Below are 17,490 nucleotides of genomic sequence, written 5' to 3'. Positions count from 1 at the left end.
TATTCCCATGTCTGCATTCGCTCATATCATTTTCGACCAGCCTGCAATACCTCCAAACACAGGGAATGCGATAAGAATGTGCGCGGGTACCGGTGCCCATTTACACCTTGCAGGCCCTCTAGGTTTCAATCTTGAAGAGAAAAATCTGCGCCGAGCTGGACTCGATTACCACGACCTTGCTGAGGTCAGTGTCCATGAGAGCTTGGAAAGCTGCTTCGATTCTCTCCCGCATACTCGCATCTTTGCTTTTACCACGCATGGGGAAACTCACCACTCGGATGTCATGTGGCAGCCCGGTGATGCGCTCCTTTTTGGCACCGAACCGACTGGTTTAGCAGAAGAAACTTTGGCGCATCCTCGCGTTACCCAGCTGGTTCGCATCCCGATGCTCCCGGGAAGGCGTTCCATGAACCTCTCAAACGCCGCTGCCGTGGCAGCCTATGAAGTATGGCGTCAACTAGGCTACCGAGGTGGAGTTTAAGAGCGATCGCTTAGCTTTTCGACGTCCCCGTCACGTTAATCGCCCACAGGCTGGCGTCGGCAAGCGGAACATCTTTTCCTGCTACCGAAATAAGGCTCATCCCTGGGTATGCGGGTTGTTTGATTGTTACGGATACGCCTGGCAGTACGCCATGCTCTGCAAGGTACCGCAACAAGTCCGGATCACGGTCATGGATTCGTTCCACGATCACAGTTTCGCCGATTTCAAACTCGCCGAGCTCTCGTGTTGGGACGGAATCGACGATTCCTTCCTGAGAAGGAATCGGATCGCCGTGCGGATCTCGTGTTGGGTGGCCTAGGTGGGCGTCGATACGCTCAAGCAATCTGTCGGAAAGCGCATGCTCTAAGATTTCTGCCTCTTCATGAACTTCGTCCCATGTATAGCCAAGCGTGTCAAACAGGAACATCTCAATAAGCCGGTGCCGGCGAACAACTTGGGTAGCTAGAGCATTCCCGGCGTCTGTAAGCAAAATGCCCCCATAGCGCTCATGGTCAAGGAAACCCCGTGCGACGAGCTTCTTTACTGCTTCAGACGCCGTCGACGTTTTCTCAGACATTCTAGCTGCGAGTTCGCCCAGTGGAACGGGCTTTCCGGTGGCTTCGTGTAGATCCCACACGTTTTTCAAGTAGTCCTGGGACTTTTGAGGGAGCTCAGAGACATGCATACTCCGTAGAATACACCGGCCACCACCGCGATCGTTCCACCGGCCGACAGGTTGAAGGCTACAGCGATCCCCAAACCAACAAGCCCTATACTTACGCCCACCATAGGGGCAAGCCATAACAATTTGGTGGGGCTGGAGACGAGGAAGTGCAAGCCTGCCGTAGGCGCAGCGATAAGCGCGATAGACAAAATCGTTCCAATGGCTGGGATAACGCATACGACCGTTGCCACAATCATGGCGAGGATCAGGGACTCAGCTAACTTCACGTTTCCGCCTGCCGCGCGGAATCCCATCTCATCGAAGCTGTAATAGACGAGGTGTTTCTGGAAAGAATTGACGATTCCTACAGAAACAACTAACACAACCCCCGCTACCACAACATCAAAAACCCTTACCGTGAGCACCGATCCCGCTAAAAATCCCTCGATTCTGATGGGCAACGGGGCGAACCATTTGTTGAGGAAGTAGCCAAGCGCAAAACTCACTGTGAGGATGATCCCGGCAGAGGCCTGCGATGACTGCCCGTGAATTCGGGTGAGCCATCTCATTGCTACGGCCATGAGAATGCACATAATGAGTGCTCCGAGGTAAAGGCCGTCACGCCCCAGGATCACGACGCCCAGAATAGCCCCGGGGAATGTGGCGTGGGTGACGGATTCGGTAAAGAATACGCGTTGCTTCAACACTGTGAATACGCCGACAAGCCCGCAGAGAGCGCCTACGATGATGAGTTCTAGGATGGGGAGGGTGAGGACGTCGATTAGCATGGTGCTTCACTCTTTCCTGCTCGACGCCCAAGCCTGGCTAGGCCTAGCGCTAGGAAGTACATAGCAACCACAGAGAGCGCAACGGCCGCCTGCGGGGAGATCCGTGCAGAGACTCCGGTGATCCATAGTCCGATATAGCCACCGATGAGCCCGACCGCCATGGCGATGGGGACCATGTGTCGGATGCGGGTGCTCACGAGGCGAGCAGCGGCGCCGGGGATCACTAGATAGCCGATAACAAGAAGCGTTCCGATGGCTGTCGATGCAGAGACCACGACCGCTGCAATTGCGACATTGATGGCGGCGTCGTAAAGCACAACGTTCACGCCTGAAGCTTTCGCGCCTGGGCGGTCAAAAGCGACAAAAATCTGGTTTCGCCATGTAATCGCCATGATGAGGACCGCGACCGCGCAGACAACAAGCGCCTCACCTAAACGCTTGTCGGTCGATTCAAGCAATCGTCCAAACATCAACGCCTCAAGTTGCCCTGATAAGTCGCCCTTCTTCAGAGATAAGACAACGCCCGCGGAGAAAAACGAAGTAAGCACGATGGCGGTTCCGGCCTCCGAGCGGCGCGACGCGAAAGTGAGGACCACCGCCACCACTACCGCGACCACGGAGGCGTAAGGAATGATCGATTCTCTCCCACCAAACACCGCCCCAGCCACTATCCCAGGGAAAACCGCATGCACCACGGCCTCCGCATTAAACTCCAGTTTGCGAAGGTTAACGATCACCCCTACCAATCCCGACACAATGCCAAGGACGGTAAGAAGGATGATTGGGCGCAGGAGGTAGGGCGGGATGTTCAGAAGCTGCGATAACTCGTTAACCACGGGGCCCTCCATAGGCACGAGCGATGAGGTCGGGGATCATCACATCATCGATCGCGCCGAAAGCAATTTGCCGGCCGGCCAAAAGCAGCGCTTTATCGCAGGTTTCTTCGGCTAGCAGCAGGTCGTGGGTGGACACGACGACTGCCACGCCTTCGCGTTTAGCGGCATCAATGATGCGGAGTAGCTCTTTGCGATTTGGCTCGTCCAGCCCGTTGAAAGGTTCGTCGAGAAGCACTAATCGAGGCGTCGCCACAAGGGCGCGGGCGATCAGTACGCGCTGACGCTGCCCGCCCGAGAGCTCACCAAAGCGTTTCGACGCCCGATCCAACAGCCCAACCCTCGTCAGCGCAGCGTCCACCCTCGGATCCTTCGCTGGGTTTTTTCGCAAGAACGTGGGTTTCCATCCCGACTCGTTGTACAACCCCATCGCCACAACGTCCCGTGCTGTCACCGGAAAGGTCAGGTCCAAATCCGCGGATTGGGGGACGTATCCGATGGAATTGTTGGTGCCGCGATCGACGATTGTTTGGAAAGAATCGACGATTCCTACAATCCCCTTAAGCAACGTCGTCTTCCCCGCCCCATTCGGCCCGATCAATGCGAGTGCCTCACCGGGATATAGCTTGCCTGTCACTCCTTGCAACGCAACATTCCTGTTGGGGCCTTTTCCATAAGCAAAACTCGCGTTATCAAACTGAAGAACTGGGCTGTTCACATCTAGCTTCCGTGTTGTGGTGTTATCAGTATTCATGGGTTTCATTCATGGGTTTTCTCTCGAAAGACAGGTGAGGACCTTCATAGGAAGGCCTTCATGACGCGTTTGGTGAAGAGTCGGATTATCCCAGCGAGGCTGGCTTTTCTGCGAGTTTGCCGCCCCATCCTTCTACCAAGGCCTCCACATTGTGGACGATTGATTGAATGTAGGTGACGTCAGGGCCTAGGGAGTCTCCGTAGAGTTCTCCACCGAGTTTCACCCCGGCGGCCTTTGCCACGGCTTCGATGGAACGCGAACTGTTGGAGTTTTCCGCGAAGAGCACCTTGGCACCGGATTCGCGCACCTGGGCGGCGGCTGAATTGATGTGATCCGCGGTGGCGTCTTGCTGAGAGTTGAAGTCGGAGAGCGCGGCCCCGATGAACTTCACGCTGTAGTCCCGTGAGAAGTAGCCGAAAGCATCATGCGAGGTAAAGAGGATGCGTTCCGTCTCTGGGACGGATGCCAGGGAATCAGAGATCCACTTGTCAAGGTCTACAAGCTTTTCGACGTACCCATCCACCCGTTTCTTGTACTCAGCCGCATGATCTGGGTCGGCCTTTTCCAATGCTTTTCCAATGTTTTCCACTTGGATTTTCGCGTTGCGTGGGCTTGTCCAAATATGCGGATCGTGGGTGAATTCAGGCTGGCTTTCGCCTTCTTCTGGAGGGAATGGCCACTTCGCTATAGAGACGCCTTCAGAAGTATCCACAGTAGTCCCGGAGAATCCCGAGGACGTGACAGCATTGTCAAGGAAGTGTTCGAGGTCGATGCCGTTTTTCAGGAGCAGATCGGCTTTAGGCAACGCGTCCATTTGTTCACGAGTCATCTCATGTTCGTGCGCTGAAGCGTTGGGGGCTAGCAGGCACGTGAGGTTAACGTCGGCGTCGATGTTTTTCATGTAATCGCAGATTTGGGTGGTGGTCGCCACAACTCCGAGTTTGCTATGGCCCTTATCTTTATTGTTGCCGGCACTTGAGCATCCGACGAGAACAAGGGAAACAACCATTCCTGCGGCCAAACCGCGGGCAAGTTTAGACATGAAATGCTCCTGTTTGAAAAATATTCCAAAACAGAAGCTAACACCACATTTCACCTATATCAAGACGCGTCATTCAACGCGTTGAACTTTCTACCCCTTAAAGAGTTCACCAGTTCCTGTGCCTGCACCTCACCAAGATCACGCCCCTGCATTAACACCGGCCCCGCCACAAGGTCTAAACGCACGGTCTGTAATCGCAGCAATCTCTGAATAGGCCCTTGGACCACGCTAAGTTCCTGAATATGCGCCGTTTCCACCACAGCCGCGCGCCGACGAAGCCACCCAAACCGCGTCACCGCATAGCCGTCGAAAAGCTTTACTGTCTGATTACTCACATCCAACGGGGAAATCCACCGCGCCCGGCGCGGGCTTCTCAAAGTGGGATCGCTCTCTCGCCGTGGATCGAGGGAAATTCCGGTGATCTCACGTACCAAATCCATTGCTTGATCACATGTGCCTACCGGAAGCAACGTCGTCGTCCCCGCTTTTTTGTCCTTAACCCCATAGCCCACGACCGAGACCCGCACTCGCCACCAACCGACAAAGCGCCACAACGCGGGTTGCGAAATTTCCACCGCATGAATCCGCGACAAAGGAATGGATTGCTTCCGACGATCAGCCAGACCATAGGACACGTGAATGCTCGGCCCCTCCGCGTCACTTACAAAGCTGGACTGGAACTGCCACCCTTTATCGATCACTCCCCAGGCGGAAGGGACGATTCCCACCACAAAAGGCACCGCCGCGGTAGCTCCGCCAGGAACCAGAAACAGCAGCCCCACGCAACACAACCACGTGCCGTGCGTCAACGCAGTGCCCAGCAAGATTCTGAAAACTCGAATATGCTCCCCTGATTGTTCGACAGGCTCCCCCAGCAACTCACGTCGAACGGCTTCCCCTTCTTCACGCGTCAGATAGCCAATCGTCAGTACGGAATCCCTGCCGCCTGCAGTCTCTACGCGCACCTCCACCACGCGAAATAGTCGCGCAATCACCGACTCCACGATGTCCACAGCTTGAATGCGATCACGCCTGGCGGAACGCAGCTTCGCGTTAAGAACTCCGCGCGCAACGGTGACGTCTTGTTCCGTGATGTCAAAGCCTTCCGACCTCCACCAGAACCCCGACACCGCCCACACCACAAGCACACTCAGCAGCACCGCCCCCACGGCATAAAACACATAATCCTGATGCTCAACAACAAAACGAATCTCGTCCCGATCAATATTGACCACCAGCAAAGACACAAGCGCCACGATCCCGCTCCAAAAGCGAAGCAAGGGAGTCAGCCGATGCACCCTGCGCATGCCAGCTACCCGCTCCCCCCTAGATAACACACGCTCGCCCTGAGCCTCCGAGGTCATAGCCCGCTCATCCTCTCCCGAGCCTTTTCCGATAACCTCCGCCTAAGCTCATGAGCCTGATCAACCTCCAGGCCAGGGATCGCCGAATCACTCGTGGAAGAGGCAGTATGCAGCTCAACGCGGGCAAGACCAAAGCGCGAAGCGATAGGCCCCTCGGTGACATCGACAAATTGGATCCTGCCGTAAGGCACCACGGTGAGTGTCCGCCACATCTTTCCCTTAGTAATCAGCAATTCATCATCACGCTCTTCCCAGCCAAGGTTTCGCACCTGCAAAGGAATAAGCCACGCCACCCACAACGCAGCCACGAGCGTAACGACACCCCCCGCCCACAACCAAGGACTCCACACATACGCAGAGATAGCAAAACCAACAAAAGCGACCACGAAGCAAGGCATCAACGCAATAAGGCGAGCCGCGACGAGTTTGGAGGAAACCGGGTTCACAACGACCATTTTGGCAAAGGTGGGAAAGAATCGTCGATTCTTTCCCACACATCTTCCCCATCTGCTCTTCGCCTCACCCCTGAATGAATTTATTCAAATATAAAGTCGATAAATTTAACAACACGATTACACAGACTGAAAAATATATGGCTTACAGGCATTTTCTACCGCCGAGCCTATCCAAGCGGCACCCTATTAGAACTTTTAATCTACAAAAATAAGATCAATTACTAGACAAAGCTGTACATTTTGACCGACCTCAACTACTGTCCCAGTGATAACCGCATAAACCTAGAGGATTTCCATCTTCGCCTGAACAAAAATAGGCACTGAACAGTGCTAACCACACTGCCCTCCAGATCCTATATGTACGATTCAGTCGTCACGATCATCCTCATAGAGTCCAATCGGTTAACCGAGCTGTCTATAGATAAGTGACCTTCGGCTGGCGTCGAAAAGCTTTCTTGCTCACCCTTTTATCTTCATAACACCCGAACAAAATCTCGCTAAAGGACTCCACAATGAAACTGCTCCGCAGCCTCGCCGTTATCGCCGCATCCACGCTTGCCGCAACGGGTTTAGTCGCGTGCTCCTCCGATGCCAAGGACGGAACCACCATTAAAATCGGCACAACGGATTCCACAAAGAAGGCTTGGAGCGCCTTCGAGGACAAGGCCAAGGAAGCCGGAATCAAACTCGATATCGTCGACTTCTCTGATTACTCCACCCCCAACGACGCTCTGAATCAGAACCAAATCGACGTTAACCTCTTCCAGCACCTCAAATTCCTCGCAGAGTACAACACCGGAAAAGGCGCCGACCTCACCCCTGTCGGAGCCACCGAGATCGTCCCTCTAGCGTTGTTCTGGAAGGGTCACGACTCTTTAGACGGTATCGACGGCGAATCCATCGCCATCCCTAACGATTCCTCGAACCAGGGCCGCGCGATCAACGTGCTTGTCCAAGCCGGACTGCTCAAGCTCAAGCACGATGGCCTAGTCACGCCAGCGCCCGCAGACATCGATGAAGGTGCTTCCAAAGTCAAGGTCACCCCCATCGACGCAGCCCAGACGACCGCCGCCTACGGCGAAGGCAAACCAGCTATCATCAACAACTCATTCCTGGACCGAGCTGGCATTGATCCGAAGCTCGCTGTTTTCCAAGACAACCCAGAGTCCCAAGAAGCCGAGCCTTATATCAACGCTTTCGTCACCAAGGCCGACAAGAAGGATGACCCGAACATCGCCAAGCTAGTCGAGCTGTGGCACTCCACCGAAGTCCAAGAGGGTGTCAAGGAAGATTCCAAGGGCACTTCCGTTGAGGTAAAGCGCTCCCCCGAGGAACTGCAAAAGATCCTCAAGCGCCTCGAAGAGATCCAAGGTAAATAACGGCTTTTCGCTTATCGACGCCCCACCCCGGCCATATCGCCGGGGACAGGGCGTTTATGCCTTGTAGGCCATCAGCACCCCGACCTAACTCAGCACCGAATAGACCAAGCTGTACAAAATAAGTTCGCTCGACTACTCTGCCAGCGATAACAAAAATTCAACTGATTTTCATAAAGCAGCAAAAGCATACGTGCCGAGCACCTGCCAAAAGGAAGAAAACACGCGTCCATGAATATTCGTCACAGCATCGCGGCCATCGCAGGCACAGGGCTTGTCGCTTGTTCTTCGGAAAGAATCGACGATTCTGTCCGAATCGGCACCACTGACTCCACGAAAAAGGCATGGACAGTCTGGACAGACAAAGCGGCAGAAGCGGGAATCACGCTCGATGTCGTCGAATTTTCGGACTTCTCCACTCCTAACCAAGCTCTCAGCCAGAACCAGCTGGATGTGAATTTGTTCCAGCATTTGAAGTTCCTTGCCGAATATAACGTCAAGTCTGGCTCTGATTTGGTGCCTGTCGGTTCGACGGAGATTATCCCTCTGGCACTGTTTTGGAAGGGCCATGATTCGCTCGACGGAATTGAGGGAAACTCCGTAGCAATTCCTAATGACCCGACAAACCAAGCTCGCGCATTGAATGTGTTGGTGGCGGCGGGTTTGCTCAAACTTAAAGATGGCAGCCCCGATCTACCGGCACCGGCAGACATCGATAAGGAACAGTCCAAGGTCTCCGTCACCCCGGTTGAGGCGGCTTCAGCGCCGGCGGCTTATGGCGAGGGCAAACCTGCGGTCATCAATAACACTTTCCTCGATCGCGCAGGGATCGATGCCAAAACCACGATTTTCCAAGACGATCCTTCTTCTGCTGAGGCAGAGCCTTATATCAATGTGTTAGTGGCTAAGAAGGAGAATAAGGACGACCCGAGGTGGCAGAAGCTTATCGAGTTGTGGCACACCTCCGAGGTGCAGGCCGCACTGGCAGAGGATTCAAAGGGGACCTCCGTGGAAGTCAAGCGCTCGCCTGAGGAGCTACAGCAGATTCTCGATCGACTTCAAAAGCAATCCTAAAGTTTGGCCCACGTTTTACGCGTTTAACAGCAGAAGGCATTCCCTATGAACGGAACCCGTATTGAGTTTGAAGACATCACCAAAGTCTTCAGCTCAGGTAAGAAAAATATCACCGCTCTCGATGGCGTCAGCTTGACCGTCGAGCCGGGCGAAATTCTTGGCGTCATTGGTTATTCTGGCGCCGGAAAATCAACACTTGTCCGCATGATTAACGGCCTAGACTTCCCTACCTCGGGGCATCTGCGTCTAGACGGCACTGACATCGTGGGCATGCCAGAGAAGAAGCTCCGCAGCATTCGTGCTGGCATTGGGATGATCTTTCAGCAATTCAACCTGTTTACCTCTCGCACGACTGCCGGAAATATTGAGTATCCGTTGAAGCTGGCGGGCGTCGATAAGCAGGAGCGCAAGCGGCGTGTCGACGAGCTCCTCGCATTCGTGGGGCTCTCCGATCGCGGCGGCAATTACCCTGAAGAACTATCGGGCGGACAAAAGCAGCGCGTCGGCATTGCCCGTGCGCTCGCCAACAACCCGGCGCTTTTGCTTGCCGACGAAGCCACCTCAGCGCTGGACCCAGAAACCACGCATGAAGTCCTCGACCTTTTGCGTAAGGTCAATCGCGAGTTGGGAATTACCATCGTCGTGATTACTCATGAGATGGATGTTATCCGCTCTATCGCCGACAAAGTTGCTGTCATGGAAAACGGAAAAGTGGTCGAATACGGCAGCGTCTACGAAGTCTTTTCGCATCCTCAGACGCGCGTGGCCCAGCGCTTCGTTGCTACGTCGTTACGCAATACTCCCGACGCCATTGAATCGGAAGATCTTCTGGCGCACGAGGGCCGACTCTTTACGATCACACTCTCTGAGGACTCAGGATTTTTCACCGCAGCGGCGCAGGCCAAGGACGCAGGAGCCGGAATCGGAATCGTGCACGGCGGCATCACTACGTTGCAGAAACATTCCTTTGGCAAAGTCACTGTCCGCCTCACCGGCCCCGACAGCGTCATTGACAACTTCTTCGCTTACCTTTCCACCACCACCGACATCCAGGAGATCCAGCGATGACCACTCAGATCCTCGCCGCCAACTGGTCCCGTCTTGGCGACACCTTCACCTCCGCCATCGTGGACACCCTCATCATGGTGTCGGTCACTCTCGTCGTCGGTGGCCTGCTTGGTCTTGCCCTCGGCGTCCTGCTGTATACCACCCGCGCCGGCGGAATTCTCCAGAACAAATTCATCTACACCGTTATTAATATCTTGGTGAATTTTGTTCGACCTATCCCATTTATCATCATGATTACGGCATTCGGCCCCCTCACACTGGCAGTAGTGGGCACGACCATTGGTCGCGAAGCCGCCATGTTCATCATGTCCATCGCCGCAACCTTCGCCGTTGCGCGCATCGTGGAGCAAAACCTTGTCACAATTGATCCCGGTGTCATCGAGGCTGCTCGTTCCATGGGAGCAAGCCCCTGGAAAATCATCACGTCGGTGATTGTCCCCGAGGCTCTAGGACCGCTAGTCCTCGGCTACACCTTTATCTTTATCGCCATCGTGGATATGTCTGCCATGGCCGGCTATATCGGCGGCGGCGGTCTGGGAGACTTTGCCATCGTCTACGGCTACCGTGCCTACGATTGGGAGGTCACCTACGTAGCGACCTTCGTGATCATCCTCATCGTCCAGATTGCGCAGCTCTTTGGTAACTGGCTATCAAAGAAAATCATGCGACGATAGAAAGAATCGTCGATTCTTTCCGGTGGGCGTCATACTTTTCTTGTATGGCGCCCACTTTCTTATCTTCATAGCATGCCCGCTTAGTACCCCCGGCATAGTTGGCATAGTTTCCCCGGCGCGACTGGTGATCGCGCTATAAACACTTCACCGCTAGTAATTCGCTGCCGTGATCTTGTGGTCTACGGCTGCCGTCTCACTACTGAATCAACAAACCAGGCTTTTCCTGTTGTCGGAGGATTCCCACACGACGCCACAACGCCTTCCACTTCAGCCTCATGCATAGTCACGACCCAAGACCGATCGCCCGATGCCTCGGTGATCAGGGAAGAATCGTCGATTCTTTCCCACACAAACTGCCCAAGTTGTGGTTTTTCGCCATTATTCGCCACGTGCTCTGCCACCGCGATCTCCGCTACTTGTCCCTCGGGCGCCCACAGCCCTCGGCCTCGGCACCCTGGGAGGAACAGTTCGCCGCGTCGTGCGGTGCGATAGAGCTCTTGCGATGCGACTTCGTTGAGCCGGCCCCAGGCGTATCCCCACGGCATCAGAACCATAGAAGGCGCAAAGCGATGCCCTTTGGTATGGCTGCATTCCCAAATAGGAGCTTCTGGGAAGGCCCGGCACAGCGATGCCGCGATCGGGCGTCCTTTGATCGCGCAGCAGGCGTCTCGCTTGGCATGGGTGCAAATAAGAAGGATTGGGTCTACAACCCGTGTTGCCCCGTTTTTCCCCGGCCCCGAAAGGTCCAAGGAACAAATGTCTTCGGCGTTTTCTACTGTTAGAGTTTCCGCGATTCCCGCGGATCCGAACACTAAGTACACCGTTTTGAGTGGCTTATCGACGTGCCCAGCTCGCCCCGGCTTCCGAATCAGGTAGAGTCCCACGCCCAACGCTTTAAGCCTCGAGGACACTTCTGCGGTAAATGTATTTCCGTCAAGAATGTCATGGCTCCATGCCCCGGTGTGCTCTAGCAACACATAGGTATCGCCCACTTTGGAAGTTCCGGGTAAAGGCTCGATGTGAACGTCAGAGCACAGGTCAGTCATGACGATTAGCGTATCGTGTAATTAAATAAGGTGCAGCTAAGCCTCATCTATGCGATCAATGCGGGAAATCACCCACGCATTAAGAGGCAGCACATCTGATGCGTATCTCAATTTCACAACGATTGCCTGGAATATCGCCTCTAAGCTTCATTAGAAGTCGCCTGACACGTTACGGTAGGACACATGAATGAACACCCAGTTGGCAGTCCCTCCCGTTGGAAGCTGCCCGCTGCTGCGCTTGCAGCTGCCCTAAGTGTGACGGGACTAGCCGCTTGTTCTACGGATAAAGCCTCCGCACCAAAGGATGCTGTTACTTCCGCATCTACACACTCGGAGTTGCCTTCGGCGCCTGCATCCTCATCTAATGCAGGACTCGTCCCTCTGGGCGATGCCAACAAGGAAGCGAAAACACAGCGTCCCGAGAAGTCCGAATCCATCGTCACAGGTGTCCGAGTTGGGCATCACGAGACCTTTGATCGCGTGGTCTTTGATATCGAAGGAACTGGAACGCCCGGCTGGTTTGTGGACTACACGTCGTCCCCGACGCAACAGGCAAGCGGTAATCCCATCCAGGTTCGCGGTAAGGCAGCGCTCAACGTCAACATTGACGGCACACTGCTTCCCTTTGAGCTAGGTAAGCAGGATCCGCAGATCGGCACTGTACAGGGCGTTGGAAACATCACCGAGGTCAAATCTGCTGGCACCGTAGAAGGCCGTTCACAATTTGTAATCGGTTTGGATTCCGAGCACCCTTACTCCGTGCAGATCGTCCCCAACCCCACGCGCGTTGTGATCGACATCCGTTCGCAGTCCTAGCACCCTAAGCTAAGTCGCGGGAGTGTGCCCAGCGGGTAAGCGCATGCCTATTCGACTGCTGGGTCTTCCGCAGAATGTTCGAAGCATGCGTTTCGACGGTTTTGACCGATATGAAAAGCTGCGCCCCAATTTCTTTATACGTGTACCCGCGGGCTAGTAGGCGCAGCACTTCCAATTCCCTCCGGGTCAGCGCGTCCACTATCGGGTCAGAAACCTGTTTACCCTCCTCTACTTCCCTGTCCGACTCCGGAGAATCGACAACCCCGGCCCCCATGGGATCGGGACGGGCGAAGGCATCGAGGACAAAACCCGCTAGTCGTGGCGAAAACACGGCGTCGCCGTCGTGCACCCGCGTGATGGCGTCGACAAGCTCTGTGCCCGAAATCGTTTTTGTCACATAACCCCTGGCCCCCGCGCGAATCACTGAGATCACGTCCTCAGCGGCATCGGAAACGCTCAAAGCCAAAAAGCGCGCAGGCGTTTCGACCCCACGCAACACTGCTACCCCGCCGCCGTCGGGCATGTGGACGTCGAGAAGCACCACATCGGGTTGCGAAGCATCAATGACTGCCACGGCCTCGCTGACAGTCCCAGCTTCCCCCTCCCCCCCCCCCACGATCTCCACTTCACCCCCAATCTCAGCGCTAACGCCCGCACGGAACACAGAATGGATCGTCAACGAGAAAAATCTTCATGCCTCCTATTGTTTCTTGAAAGGCATGCGAATGGCTACCTCAGTTCCCGCCGAATTATGAATCTGCACGTCACCGCCAGCACGCTTCACCCGACCCAGGATAGAATCGCGAACTCCATGCCGACTCTCATCCACAGTCTCAAGGTCAAACCCCGGCCCACGATCCCGCACAAAAATAGCCAACTCCTCAAAACACTCCGCATACACATCCGCAGAGTTCTCCCCCGAATGCTTCGCCGCATTCACCATCGCCTCACGCGCAGCCAACACCGCGGACTTCATCGACGCATCCAACGGCCGATCCTCCCCCACAATCACAGGCGAAATCGTTATGGCAAACATGTCTTCCACCTCGCCACAGGCCCGCTCGATCGCCTTAAAAACCGTGGCATCCTCCCGTGGGGAAACCAGCCACTGCCGCAATCTCCGCCCGCTCATCAGCCGCGGCCTTTTCCGCGCGCCCCACGCTCAGCCGCTGCAACACCCGCACCACAAACGGCACCACTAACGCCGCCACACCAGCCAAAGTAAGAACCACCGTAATCACAGCCGAACCAAAAAACTGACGATCCTGCCATTGGACCGCCGCAAACAACACTCCCACAAACACTAACGACGCCCCCACCCCAATCATGACCACCGCATAATCAGAAGTAATCCGGTCATAAGCGAGCCATGCCAACAACACGCCAACACCAATGACCCCAAAAGCCGCCACAACTCCCGAAGAAATGCCCGCTGCTTTCCACAAAAATCCCGAGACACCGAACGCCCCGCCTAGCGCGGCGACCGCTAGAAGCCAGTTTGTTGACTGCGTCCACGCCAATGTTTCAGAAGTCTTTCCGGAAAGACTTTGACGTCGTGAAGATCCACAAGGCCGTATAAACCATCACCCCTACCCCGTTGAATAAAGCCAACGCGGCAAGCCCTATCCGAACCCGCACCACACTAAAACCAAAATATCTGGCTAAACCCGCGGCGACGCCTCCGATGACGTTGTTATCACGGTCTCGATAGAAAGGAGGATAGGCCTGTTGCATGCATGCTATTTTCCCATAGCGTTTCTGATTACCCCATCAGGTGAAACCCTGATTTTTACTAATTCAGGGTCTTCCCCGATGTGTATTTCCGTATAAGCGTTCACAATGGAAAGCATGAACGAGACACTTCATCAGATGTGGGACACTCGCCCGGTGCGTTTACCTCGCGAGCAAGGCAGCGAGGCGAAACTCTTAGGCGTGTGTGAGGGCATTGGGGTTCGTTACCAAATCGACCCGACGTTGGTACGCATCTTTTTTGTTATCTTCGGTTTCCTGGGTGGCGGTATTTCCTTATACCTCATCGCTTGGTTTCTGATGCCAAAGTATTCGCTTGTAAAAGCACCTGTTGATTTGTTGCGTCAAGACGCGTCCGTCAAAGACAGCAAAATCTTACGTAGCGAACGAAACACCGGATGGACACTCATTCTGGTGATCTTGGTGATAGCTCTTTCATCCGGAAGCTCAGATACAGTACTGTTTGGGGTAGGTCATTTTGGCGCATTCATCGTGTTCTTCCTCGCATGGTACCTATTGCACCAACGCACGCCTGAACCTCCAATGGGATTGCTGCAACAGCACCCGGACGCCGCAGGCCCGCACGTAGACTTAAGCTCTTATAGTCCGGTGGAAGGATTCACTGCACCGTTTACTGCACAGCAGCCACCAGCGTGGGATCCTCTAGGGACCGCCCCTTTTGCTTGGGATCTTCCGGAACCCGGCCCAGCGCCACAACCTAAGAAACGTCGTAACCCGTGGATCAGAGGGCTGATGTGGTTTGCTAGTGGCATTGTCATCGTTGCTGCGATGCTTGGTCCTCGGGAAGGAATCGACGATTCTTTCGGAGACATCAACGCACGGCCTGCCACCGCCACACAGCTTGCAGACTCCTACACTCTCCGAGCCGGCGACATTAGTCTCGACCTCAGCCGTATCGAGTCTTTGGATAAGCCTCGTCAGGTCCAGGTTCAGACAAAGGTCGGCGACGTGCATGTCCTGTTACCAGAAAAGGTACGAGTGGAGGTCAGCTGTGGGACGCGAATCGGCGATAAGCACTGCACCGAGGGAGTACATAACCCTGACGCGCAGGGAGAAACGTTGAAGCTGCGGGTGACCAGTGGCATTGGCGATGTCACGGTGCAGCCGACGGGTTAAGAATCCAGTTGGGCTCGGACCTCTTCGCAGAGGTTTCCGAGCTCGTACCAGTCGGATTCGTCGATACGCTCAAGGCGATAGTCCTCGGGGCTGAGGGCATAATGTTTGAGGGCTATGGCCAGGGGAAGGATGCGCTCGGAGGTGGCGTCGATGCGCATCATACGATCGTGGGGGCCGCCGATGCGCGCAAGGTTAAACGCCCCACTTTCTTGGATTCTAGGATCAATACCGAGAGGTCTAGGACCAACTGGAATGCTGAATCGAAGTGGAAACCGGCTCCGTCGAGGGAAGCCTCGGTGTAGTTTCCGTGGAGCTCGTCGAGGTGAAAGTCTTGGAAGATTTCCTCGATCGTGAGCACTTCGCTTTTGGAGTCAAGGTACTGCGTCAGGGTGCGGCTATCGGCGGAATCGCCGAAGAATTTCCCCCAGTAGGTATCGATAATCATCGCAGTATCCTTCCTCGTGCGTTTACTGCAACCAGAGTTTAGACCCAATTATGCGCAGTTGCATCCGCGAAACACACTAATAAAAACGCTAATGGCTACCGACAACTCGGTAGCCATTAGTCAGCGATTACTCCCACTCGATGGTTCCTGGGGGCTTGGACGTGCAGTCGAGAACCACGCGGTTGACGTCTGGCACCTCGTTGGTGATGCGCGTAGAGATCTTCTCCAAGACCTCATAAGGCAAGCGCGTCCAGTCCGCAGTCATCGCGTCTTCGGAGGACACTGGGCGCAGCACAATCGGGTGACCGTACGTGCGACCATCGCCTTGAACGCCCACGGAGCGGACGTCGGCAAGCAACACCACAGGGCACTGCCAGATCTGGTCGTCCAAACCGGCAGCCGTGAGCTCGGTGCGGGCGATAAGGTCAGCGGCGCGCAAGGTCTCTAGGCGATCCTCGGTGACCTCGCCGATGATGCGGATGCCGAGGCCAGGACCTGGGAAGGGCTGGCGATTCACGATCTCCTCGGGCAGGCCTAGTTCCCGACCAACCGCGCGAACCTCGTCTTTGAAAAGCAGACCCAGCGGCTCAACGAGCTTAAACTCCACGTCATCGGGAAGTCCGCCGACGTTGTGGTGGCTCTTGATATTCGCGGTGCCCGCGCCGCCACCAGATTCAACAACATCCGGGTACAAAGTTCCTTGGACAAGGAAATCTACGCTCGCTCCCGGAGCACTTTCCAGCACACCGGCGACAGCACGCTCGAAGGAACGGATAAACTCCGCACCGATGGCCTTGCGCTTTGCCTCTGGCTCGGTGACACCAGCCAGCTTATCCAGGAAAGCTGCCCGCTCGTCAACCGTCACCAACTTAGCGCCTGTCGACGCCACAAAGTCCTTCTGCACCTGCTCTCGCTCACCGGCACGCAGCAGACCATGATCCACAAAGACGCACGTGAGACGATCACCGATGGCGCGCTGCACCAACGCTCCCGCCACCGCAGAATCGACGCCACCGGAAAGACCACAAATCGCACGGCCTTCAGGACCAACCTGATCCCGAACCGCCTGGATAAGCTCTTCAGCGATATTTGCCGCCGTCCAATTCTGCTCCAGCCCTGCGATCTCTGTGAGGAAGCGAACCAGAACCTCTTGGCCGTGCGGCGAGTGCAGCACCTCGGGGTGATACTGCACGCCCGCCATGCGCTTTTCGACGCACTCAAACGCCGCAACCGGAGCACCCTCCGAGTGGGCAGAAACGACGAATCCTTCCGGAGCTTGAGACACAGCATCGCCGTGACTCATCCAAACCTTATGGGCCTTTTCTAATCCGTCGTGCAGTATGCCGCCCTCGACGACCAACTCGGTACGTCCGTATTCGCGGTTGCCGGTGTTGGCGACGGTTCCCCCAAGCGCATGGGTCATCGCCTGGAATCCATAGCAAATACCGAAGACAGGGATTCCTAATTCCAGCAACGCTGGGTCAAGAGACGGCGCCCCGGTCTCATAAACAGACGAGGGGCCACCCGACAAGACTAGCGCCGCAGGATTTTTGGCTTTAATTTCTTCAACGGTCGCGGTATGTGGAACCACTTCCGAGTAGATCTTTGCTTCGCGGACGCGCCGGGCAATGAGCTGCGCATACTGAGCGCCGAAGTCGACGACTAGTACCGGATTATGTTTTTGGGGAGTTTGCTGTGTCACGCTGCATACACTACCGCATGGG

16 protein-coding genes and 3 pseudogenes are annotated in these 17,490 nt (G+C 55.3%); 7 read left to right on the top strand and 12 right to left on the bottom strand.

Translation table 11 applies throughout. The annotated features are described in order from the left end of the window. The first annotated feature begins 7 nt into the window (after positions 1 to 7). Positions 8 to 481 (top strand): tRNA (cytidine(34)-2'-O)-methyltransferase, encoded by a 474-nt coding sequence (locus CBE74_RS15010; RefSeq protein WP_166741032.1) that lies wholly within the window; start codon positions 8 to 10, stop codon positions 479 to 481. A gap of 10 nt (positions 482 to 491) precedes the next feature. Here CBE74_RS15010 and CBE74_RS15005 read toward each other — a convergent pair whose 3' ends face one another. The 7 genes from CBE74_RS15005 to CBE74_RS14975 all read right to left on the bottom strand — a co-directional run bounded on the left by CBE74_RS15005 (position 492) and on the right by CBE74_RS14975 (position 6,381). Further along, positions 492 to 1,166, bottom strand: coding sequence for a metal-dependent transcriptional regulator (locus CBE74_RS15005; RefSeq protein ID WP_087453445.1), 675 nt, complete (start codon positions 1,164 to 1,166; stop codon positions 492 to 494). Beyond that, positions 1,124 to 1,933, bottom strand: coding sequence for a metal ABC transporter permease (locus CBE74_RS15000; protein ID WP_087453444.1), 810 nt, complete (start codon positions 1,931 to 1,933; stop codon positions 1,124 to 1,126). Before CBE74_RS15000 ends, CBE74_RS15005 begins: the two co-directional genes overlap by 43 nt. Then, complete coding sequence (locus tag CBE74_RS14995; protein WP_087453443.1) at positions 1,927 to 2,769, bottom strand: metal ABC transporter permease; 843 nt, start codon at positions 2,767 to 2,769, stop codon at positions 1,927 to 1,929. The genes CBE74_RS15000 and CBE74_RS14995 overlap by 7 nt, the downstream gene beginning before the upstream one ends. Continuing rightward, positions 2,762 to 3,520 carry a metal ABC transporter ATP-binding protein gene (locus tag CBE74_RS14990; protein ID WP_087454834.1) on the bottom strand — a complete coding sequence of 253 codons (759 nt, stop codon included), beginning with the start codon at positions 3,518 to 3,520 and terminating at the stop codon, positions 2,762 to 2,764. The genes CBE74_RS14995 and CBE74_RS14990 overlap by 8 nt, the downstream gene beginning before the upstream one ends. An 85-nt stretch (positions 3,521 to 3,605) precedes the next feature. After that, on the bottom strand, positions 3,606 to 4,562 hold the full coding sequence (locus CBE74_RS14985) for a metal ABC transporter substrate-binding protein (protein ID WP_087453442.1): 957 nt from the start codon (positions 4,560 to 4,562) through the stop codon (positions 3,606 to 3,608). 59 nt (positions 4,563 to 4,621) lie between these two features. Further along, positions 4,622 to 5,869 (bottom strand): PH domain-containing protein, encoded by a 1,248-nt coding sequence (locus tag CBE74_RS14980; RefSeq protein WP_087454833.1) that lies wholly within the window; start codon positions 5,867 to 5,869, stop codon positions 4,622 to 4,624. Positions 5,870 to 5,922: 53 nt separating this feature from the next. Next, complete coding sequence (locus CBE74_RS14975; RefSeq protein ID WP_171483310.1) at positions 5,923 to 6,381, bottom strand: PH domain-containing protein; 459 nt, start codon at positions 6,379 to 6,381, stop codon at positions 5,923 to 5,925. Between the two features lie 512 nt (positions 6,382 to 6,893). Between CBE74_RS14975 and CBE74_RS14970 the strand changes: the two genes are divergently transcribed. The 4 genes from CBE74_RS14970 (at position 6,894) to CBE74_RS14955 (ending at position 10,573) form a co-directional block, all read left to right on the top strand. Then, the gene (locus tag CBE74_RS14970) at positions 6,894 to 7,760 is read left to right on the top strand and encodes a MetQ/NlpA family ABC transporter substrate-binding protein (RefSeq protein WP_134316402.1); all 867 of its coding nucleotides are present in this window, start codon (positions 6,894 to 6,896) and stop codon (positions 7,758 to 7,760) included. Between the two features lie 228 nt (positions 7,761 to 7,988). Beyond that, entirely contained in the window at positions 7,989 to 8,831 is an 843-nt protein-coding gene (locus CBE74_RS14965; RefSeq protein WP_087453440.1) for a MetQ/NlpA family ABC transporter substrate-binding protein, read from the top strand. 45 nt (positions 8,832 to 8,876) lie between these two features. Then, positions 8,877 to 9,899 carry a methionine ABC transporter ATP-binding protein gene (locus CBE74_RS14960; protein ID WP_087453439.1) on the top strand — a complete coding sequence of 341 codons (1,023 nt, stop codon included), beginning with the start codon at positions 8,877 to 8,879 and terminating at the stop codon, positions 9,897 to 9,899. Beyond that, positions 9,896 to 10,573, top strand: coding sequence for a methionine ABC transporter permease (locus CBE74_RS14955; RefSeq protein ID WP_087453438.1), 678 nt, complete (start codon positions 9,896 to 9,898; stop codon positions 10,571 to 10,573). Before CBE74_RS14960 ends, CBE74_RS14955 begins: the two co-directional genes overlap by 4 nt. Before the next feature lie 179 nt (positions 10,574 to 10,752). Here CBE74_RS14955 and CBE74_RS14950 read toward each other — a convergent pair whose 3' ends face one another. Beyond that, positions 10,753 to 11,619: a sucrase ferredoxin gene (locus tag CBE74_RS14950; RefSeq protein WP_166741031.1), complete on the bottom strand. Its 867-nt coding sequence runs from the start codon at positions 11,617 to 11,619 to the stop codon at positions 10,753 to 10,755. Positions 11,620 to 11,802: 183 nt separating this feature from the next. Between CBE74_RS14950 and CBE74_RS14945 the strand changes: the two genes are divergently transcribed. Beyond that, positions 11,803 to 12,435 (top strand): AMIN-like domain-containing (lipo)protein, encoded by a 633-nt coding sequence (locus CBE74_RS14945; RefSeq protein ID WP_087453436.1) that lies wholly within the window; start codon positions 11,803 to 11,805, stop codon positions 12,433 to 12,435. A 4-nt stretch (positions 12,436 to 12,439) separates the two neighbouring features. Here CBE74_RS14945 and CBE74_RS14940 read toward each other — a convergent pair. Further along, positions 12,440 to 13,130 (bottom strand): annotated as a pseudogene (locus CBE74_RS14940) (LuxR C-terminal-related transcriptional regulator). 5 nt (positions 13,131 to 13,135) lie between these two features. Continuing rightward, positions 13,136 to 14,169: pseudogene (locus CBE74_RS14935) on the bottom strand (PspC domain-containing protein). A gap of 105 nt (positions 14,170 to 14,274) precedes the next feature. On the opposite strand from CBE74_RS14935, the gene CBE74_RS14930 reads away from it, so the two are divergent. Further along, on the top strand, positions 14,275 to 15,321 hold the full coding sequence (locus tag CBE74_RS14930) for a PspC domain-containing protein (RefSeq protein ID WP_087453434.1): 1,047 nt from the start codon (positions 14,275 to 14,277) through the stop codon (positions 15,319 to 15,321). On the opposite strand, the pseudogene CBE74_RS14925 reads toward CBE74_RS14930, so the two are convergent. Both CBE74_RS14925 and guaA read right to left on the bottom strand, forming a co-directional pair. Continuing rightward, positions 15,318 to 15,766, bottom strand: a pseudogene (locus CBE74_RS14925) (imm68 putative immunity domain-containing protein). The gene CBE74_RS14930 and the pseudogene CBE74_RS14925 sit on opposite strands and share 4 nt — an antisense overlap. Positions 15,767 to 15,893: 127 nt before the next feature. After that, complete coding sequence (guaA, locus tag CBE74_RS14920; RefSeq protein WP_087453433.1) at positions 15,894 to 17,468, bottom strand: glutamine-hydrolyzing GMP synthase; 1,575 nt, start codon at positions 17,466 to 17,468, stop codon at positions 15,894 to 15,896. Positions 17,469 to 17,490: the final 22 nt, after the last annotated feature.

The organism is Corynebacterium silvaticum (assembly GCF_002162115.2).
Taxonomy (GTDB): domain Bacteria; phylum Actinomycetota; class Actinomycetes; order Mycobacteriales; family Mycobacteriaceae; genus Corynebacterium; species Corynebacterium silvaticum.
This window is presented reverse-complemented; position numbering and strand designations above follow the sequence as displayed.

Coding starts and splice junctions, on each gene's coding strand:
- CBE74_RS15010 (WP_166741032.1), top strand. CDS start 8: ATGTCTGCATTCGCTCATATCATTTTCGACCAGCCTGCAATACCTCCA.
- CBE74_RS15005 (WP_087453445.1), bottom strand. CDS start 1,166: ATGCATGTCTCTGAGCTCCCTCAAAAGTCCCAGGACTACTTGAAAAAC.
- CBE74_RS15000 (WP_087453444.1), bottom strand. CDS start 1,933: ATGCTAATCGACGTCCTCACCCTCCCCATCCTAGAACTCATCATCGTA.
- CBE74_RS14990 (WP_087454834.1), bottom strand. CDS start 3,520: ATGAATACTGATAACACCACAACACGGAAGCTAGATGTGAACAGCCCA.
- CBE74_RS14985 (WP_087453442.1), bottom strand. CDS start 4,562: ATGTCTAAACTTGCCCGCGGTTTGGCCGCAGGAATGGTTGTTTCCCTT.
- CBE74_RS14980 (WP_087454833.1), bottom strand. CDS start 5,869: ATGCGCAGGGTGCATCGGCTGACTCCCTTGCTTCGCTTTTGGAGCGGG.
- CBE74_RS14975 (WP_171483310.1), bottom strand. CDS start 6,381: ATGGTCGTTGTGAACCCGGTTTCCTCCAAACTCGTCGCGGCTCGCCTT.
- CBE74_RS14970 (WP_134316402.1), top strand. CDS start 6,894: ATGAAACTGCTCCGCAGCCTCGCCGTTATCGCCGCATCCACGCTTGCC.
- CBE74_RS14965 (WP_087453440.1), top strand. CDS start 7,989: ATGAATATTCGTCACAGCATCGCGGCCATCGCAGGCACAGGGCTTGTC.
- CBE74_RS14960 (WP_087453439.1), top strand. CDS start 8,877: ATGAACGGAACCCGTATTGAGTTTGAAGACATCACCAAAGTCTTCAGC.
- CBE74_RS14955 (WP_087453438.1), top strand. CDS start 9,896: ATGACCACTCAGATCCTCGCCGCCAACTGGTCCCGTCTTGGCGACACC.
- CBE74_RS14950 (WP_166741031.1), bottom strand. CDS start 11,619: ATGACTGACCTGTGCTCTGACGTTCACATCGAGCCTTTACCCGGAACT.
- CBE74_RS14945 (WP_087453436.1), top strand. CDS start 11,803: ATGAATGAACACCCAGTTGGCAGTCCCTCCCGTTGGAAGCTGCCCGCT.
- CBE74_RS14930 (WP_087453434.1), top strand. CDS start 14,275: ATGGAAAGCATGAACGAGACACTTCATCAGATGTGGGACACTCGCCCG.